5 protein-coding genes are annotated in these 5430 nt (G+C 39.7%); all 5 read right to left on the minus strand.

The genetic code is table 11. The annotated features are described in order from the left end of the window. Positions 1–1157: 1157 nt before the first annotated feature. Positions 1158–2528 carry a calcium-binding protein gene (locus F6K22_RS30190; RefSeq protein WP_293106702.1) on the minus strand — a complete coding sequence of 457 codons (1371 nt, stop codon included), beginning with the start codon at positions 2526–2528 and terminating at the stop codon, positions 1158–1160. Positions 2529–2928: 400 nt separating this feature from the next. Beyond that, positions 2929–3108 (minus strand): hypothetical protein, encoded by a 180-nt coding sequence (locus tag F6K22_RS30195; protein WP_293106705.1) that lies wholly within the window; start codon positions 3106–3108, stop codon positions 2929–2931. 20 nt (positions 3109–3128) lie between these two features. Next, positions 3129–4403, minus strand: a complete 1275-nt coding sequence (locus F6K22_RS30200; protein WP_293106707.1) for a nif11-class peptide radical SAM maturase 3 — start codon at positions 4401–4403, stop codon at positions 3129–3131. Positions 4404–4573: 170 nt separating this feature from the next. Beyond that, positions 4574–4732, minus strand: coding sequence for a hypothetical protein (locus F6K22_RS30205; RefSeq protein ID WP_293106710.1), 159 nt, complete (start codon positions 4730–4732; stop codon positions 4574–4576). Between the two features lie 87 nt (positions 4733–4819). Then, positions 4820–4963: a Nif11-like leader peptide family natural product precursor gene (locus F6K22_RS30210; protein ID WP_293106713.1), complete on the minus strand. Its 144-nt coding sequence runs from the start codon at positions 4961–4963 to the stop codon at positions 4820–4822. Positions 4964–5430 lie beyond the last annotated feature (467 nt).

Here is a 5430-nt window from a genome sequence, read left to right on the forward strand (position 1 = left end):
TATGCTTAGATAACTCAGTAAATCCAGTTTTATTGTCCTAGTAATCAATAGGATGCTACGGAAAAACCACCTGAAATTCCACCCTTCGGTTTTTTGCCCTATCCTGGTGATGTTGCTGACTAATACTCAAAGTATTCGGGATGTGATTATGTTTCCTACTATGCGTTCGACTTTAAAGGATTAAGTATAGCGCTACGTACAATTCAAAAGTCAACCCCCCCAAGGAGGGTAGGGCTGTTTCATTCTTGCGAAAAACAGATAAGGAGATAGAGAGATGGGTATAAATAGGAAATTTTGGCAAAATAGTCAGGATTTCGGCCAAATTTATCAATTATTCTTGAAGGTCAATCAACGAATTGTTGTCATTTGAGCCAATTGAATCAGATATTTAGCCAGAGTTTAACGATACTCTAAAACTGAAAAATCAGCAAATTTTGCTAAATTTCCCTATTCTCCGATCCCCTCATCTCCTGTTCTCTTTAAATCGTTAATACCAATTCACTTTAAAGATGTCACAAATAGTTTCAAACTTTAAATGTCAAATAATTGCCTCAAACCTTTCTCTTGTCAAAGTTTTTAGCCTATCCAATCTAACTTCTGAATTCTGAATTCTGAATTCAGAATTCTGTGAAATGGTATAACCTACGATACTTTGAAACAGCCCAGCCCTCCTTGGGGCTGGGCTGTTTCATTCTTGGTTAAGGCAGAAGGGGAACACGGAGCAGGGGAGAATTTTCCACGCTTTACGGCCTAATGCTAGAGAAGCTGTCACCAAGTCAACCAAAACTAAAAGCTTTGTCTGATAAGGGTTTTATAACTGAGTTGTTAATTACTGGGAATGCTACAAAAGCGTATTTTTCAGGCATATGATTTCATGTTTACCAATAAGCATGAAAGACTATAAACTTCTTGTCAGGTAAGCTTTTTAAACATTTTGATAGTTAGGCTGAAATCAGCTCGCTAACTCGTGGTTGGCACTATTGGTACTTGGAAATTGTATAATTTGTATTCAATAGAACATCTGTATTCAGAGAAAGTAATTTTGCAATTACTGTATAACCGGATTTTCTATTACGCAAAAAGTGGAGTTATACACTATTTGTAGGGGCGAATCGCGATTCGCCCCTACTATGGCGGTTATGCGTAAGTCCTGAAGATTATACAAAGCTGAGGTCAGTCGTTGGATCAAATGCTCCATTTGTAAACTCAGCAATTAAGTCATTATTAGCATTTAAGAAGATTGCGGTGTTATCGTCGTTGAAGAAGTAGTCTCCCGAACTACCAGTCAGTTCAATAGTATCTCGACCCGTTTGGAATTCTTGGATATCTGCAAAGTCGCTATTACCATCGGAGGAGTAGAAGACATTGCTTCCATCACCTAGAACAATAGTATCTCGACCACGACCTCCGTCAATGATATCAATCTCACCTGCGCCGGGGTTAGCACTGTTTGGATCGACCCCTGTTAAACGGTCTCGACCTCTACCACCGAGAATGCGGTCATCTCCAGCACCACCAACAAGAGTATCTCTTCCATCTTCACCCCGGAGTTCATTTTCTTGGCCATCACCGACTAAGTCATCACGTTGGGAGGTTCCGGTAATATCGACAAAGTTAACAACATTAAAGTTAAGATCGCCTAGTCCAGGAACATTTTTAACAGTGAAGCTTTCCCCTGCCAAGTTAGCCACAAAAGAAGTTTGAGCGCTAATTCCAGTCGAACCATCAATGGCATTATCTCGTCCTTCCGCCCCAATAATGGTTTCGATGTCTAGAATATTGTCTGTACCTGCACTACCTTTGTTGATGACACCTCCGCGTTCAAGGGTGACAGCTTGACCTAAATCGCTGTAATCAACGGTATCATCACCACTTCCCCCATCGAGAGTATCATTTCCTTCGCTACCACCAAAGAGGTTGTCACTACTGTTTCCGACGATTGTATCAGTGTTGGAAGTACCAATGACGTTAACAAAGTTTTCGACGGTGAAGTTAATATCTCCCAAAACAGGAATTCCTGTAACAATTAGACTTTCTGCCGATAAATCAATATCAAACGCAGATGTTGCGCCACCGGAAACAGTACCATCAATAACGTTATCTTCGCCTGTAGCACCAACAATGACCTCAATATTCTCAATTTGGTCTGTTCCAGCATTGCCTTTGTCAACCACACCAACCGCTTGCAGGGTAATGACTTCCCCTAAATCTGCGTAGTTAGCGGTGTCAATGCCATCTCCACCATTGACAGTATCGTTTCCACGACTCCCAATCAGGTCATCATTTCCATAGCCACCTCGGAGTAAATCTTGTCCGCCTCCTCCATCAAGCTGATCATTGCCGTTTCCACCTCGCAGGGTATCACTTCCTCCGTTCCCAGCTAAGGTGTCATTGCCGCCATTTCCTTTAACCAGATCGTCACCTGCTCGGCCTCTGATGTTGTCATTTCCACCTCTGCCTGAAATGTCATCACCAAAAGCACTTCCTCTAAGGGTTTCACCAGTATTTGTACCAATAATAGTTGCCATAATTAAATTGATCGAAATCTAACTAAACTGCAGTTTTATTATAACATAATAAGTAACAAATAAAAATAATCGAGGTAGGTGGGATGCCCAAAAAAGCATATTTTAGCTAGGGTGTGTCATCAATTAACAAATTGACAAAATAGTCATTCTATGCTTGACAGAGATGACGATACCTATGTCAATAAAATGACTGAAGCTACCTTTAGGAATTCGTCCCAGGAGGCTTCAACAATTAATAATTAATAATTAATAATTACCTCTGCTTGAAAAGCAGAGGATTGACTAATCATGAAAATTTTTTCTTGTTTCTCCTTTAAAGGAGAGGCTTTAAACCTTAATTATTCGGTAAATAGAAGATTCCTGCTATCAAATCCAGCCTTTGGCTGAAACTACTGCTATATTAAGTATTCTTGAGTTTATCCAAAGCTTTCTTAGCTCGAAACATTGCTCTCAAAAAAGCCACCTGGCTATTCCAAGCAGAACGAGGTAACAATGGTTTGGAAGCATCTATTTCAGATACATCTTTACGATCAAGATTTTGATTGGCAGGAATATTTTGTGAAGAATTAATACCAGACATGATAATTATATTTAATGAATTTATGATGATTTACTAACAGCAACTAACTCAGGAGTTGACTCATTTTCTTCTTGCCAACTTTCAGGCCATTGAATGCGATCGCTGGTAAAATGTAGAGGGTCATTTTCTGGCCAAGGAGCATTAATAGGTTCTTCAATCAGAGCAAATTCCCCATTATCAAAAGGATTTCCACTTGCTTTATACTTCAGTTCAACCCTTTCCCGAATTCCTTGTTTTGCCTGAGTTAACGCTCGATGATGGCAGTAAGGATTATTACCTCGTTTGTCAAAGAAAACATGAGCAGTCCAACTGCAACCACCACGACAAAGTTGAGCAAATTCACAACCTTTGCAGAAACCCCATAAATGCTCCGTTCCCTGGGGAGTATCTGCTCCCAAATTAAATCGTAATTCTTCTGTTTCTTCAATAATTGTCCGCAGTGAATAATCTCGGATATTACCGCCAGTATAGGCAGAAGTTGGTAATGACGGACAACCTTTGATTGCACCATCCGCTTCAATACCTAGAGTTGATAACCCAGCATTACATCCTTGCCAAAATGCCCAGGGATTATCTTTTCCCCGCCCCCGCAATAATCTTTCGTAGGGACCGTAATAACCAATATTATTTCCTGGTTGAACCTGCACTCCTTCTTTGTACGCTCGTTTAGCAACACGGGCGATCATAGGATATAAATCTAATAATTCGTATGGCTGCATTAAAATCTCACTATTATCTGCTGCATTCCCCATCGGTACAGTTAACTGAATTTGCCAAGCGAAGACACCCGCATCACGAATACGCTCATAAATTTGGGGAAACTCTGGAGCAGAAAGGCGATTAATTTGAGTATTACAACCGACAGCAATACCTGCCTCCCTTAAATTACCTATAGTTTTAAAAGCCCATTGCCAGGAACCCTTTTTACCTCGGAGGCGATCGTGAGTCGCTTCTAAACCATCTACAGAAACAGAAACTACCCTAATACCGGCTTCCTTCATCCGACGGGCGGTGTCGAGGGTAATGCCAAATCCCCCAGTTGTCATGCCACACATCATTCCTGCATCTGTAATAGCTTTAGCAATTTCTAACCAGTCTGGGCGCAAAAAAGCTTCTCCACCAATTAGAGTTACTTCTGTAATTCCCACTTCTGCTAATTGCTTCACCATATCTAGAGCTTCTTCAGTGGAAAGCTCTTTTGTTCTGGTATGTCCGGCACGAGAACCACAATGTTGGCAAGCGAGATTGCATTTTAATGTGATTTCCCAAACAGCGTAACTGATGCGATAAGTCATTTTTTTATATCGTTAAATTAACTTGTTGTATATAGAATACAGTTATACAGTATATGTTTATAATTCTATCTATACTTCCATCTCTCCACCTCCCCACCTCCCTATTTCTCCCAACTATATAATTAAGTATTCAACCAGATTTGATCTCAGGAAGGGGGGCTAAAAAATTTCTACTTAGTTCCCTCCTTGGTTTCCCAATTATTGATTACAAGAGGTTCATCAACAGGAATACCATACATTGGCTGTACAGGAGGCCAAGGTTTGGGAGGGCACCAGATAATGCCATACATTGGCTGTGGCTGTATAGGAATTCTTGATAACCCACCCACAACTGCTGCCAGTTGTTCTTAGTTCATTTCCTCCAACACATTATTTTCACCATCTGTTGATTCTAACATCTGGGATGTATATTCTTCTTACTCCTCAGTGCTAAACTCATAACCAGCTTCTGCAAGGATTTTTTTTCCTTCTTCTTGAGTTTGAGTAGCTTGCAGTTGAGCTAAAAATTCTTGAGCATCAACTATTGTTTCATAGAAAGCTTGAACATTTTCTAAGGACATAATCAACTCCTAAATTTCTTGAGATTATTTATTAGTTATATGTAAGTAATACCAATTCACTTTAAAGATGTCACAAATAATTTCCGACTTTAACCGAAGATCTATAATCAACCTTTTCGCTTTGGCTATACATCAGAGGTGCAATCTTATCGCTGAAAATTTTTTCCAGCTTTCAACGAGTCGCACTTTAGTTTTGTTTAATATTTTTAATATAAGCAAAATAATTCGGGAATGGTTGCCAATTTGGCAGATGTATTTACCAAAAATAGACCAAATTTTGTGAGTCCTGTATAAAGTTTTTTTAAAATCTAATTGTCTAACACATTGGCCACAACAGCAACCCAATTTTTACCACGTTATATAGAATCCGGTTATATACTAGACCACTCCGGAAAAGAGGGAACTGGGAACACTTAACTGGGAACACGGAGAAGTAATACCATTTCTCAAAAAGAATGCTATACCCG

The sequence above is a fragment of the Okeania sp. SIO2F4 genome, assembly GCF_010672385.1.
Taxonomy (GTDB): Bacteria; Cyanobacteriota; Cyanobacteriia; order Cyanobacteriales; family Microcoleaceae; genus Trichodesmium.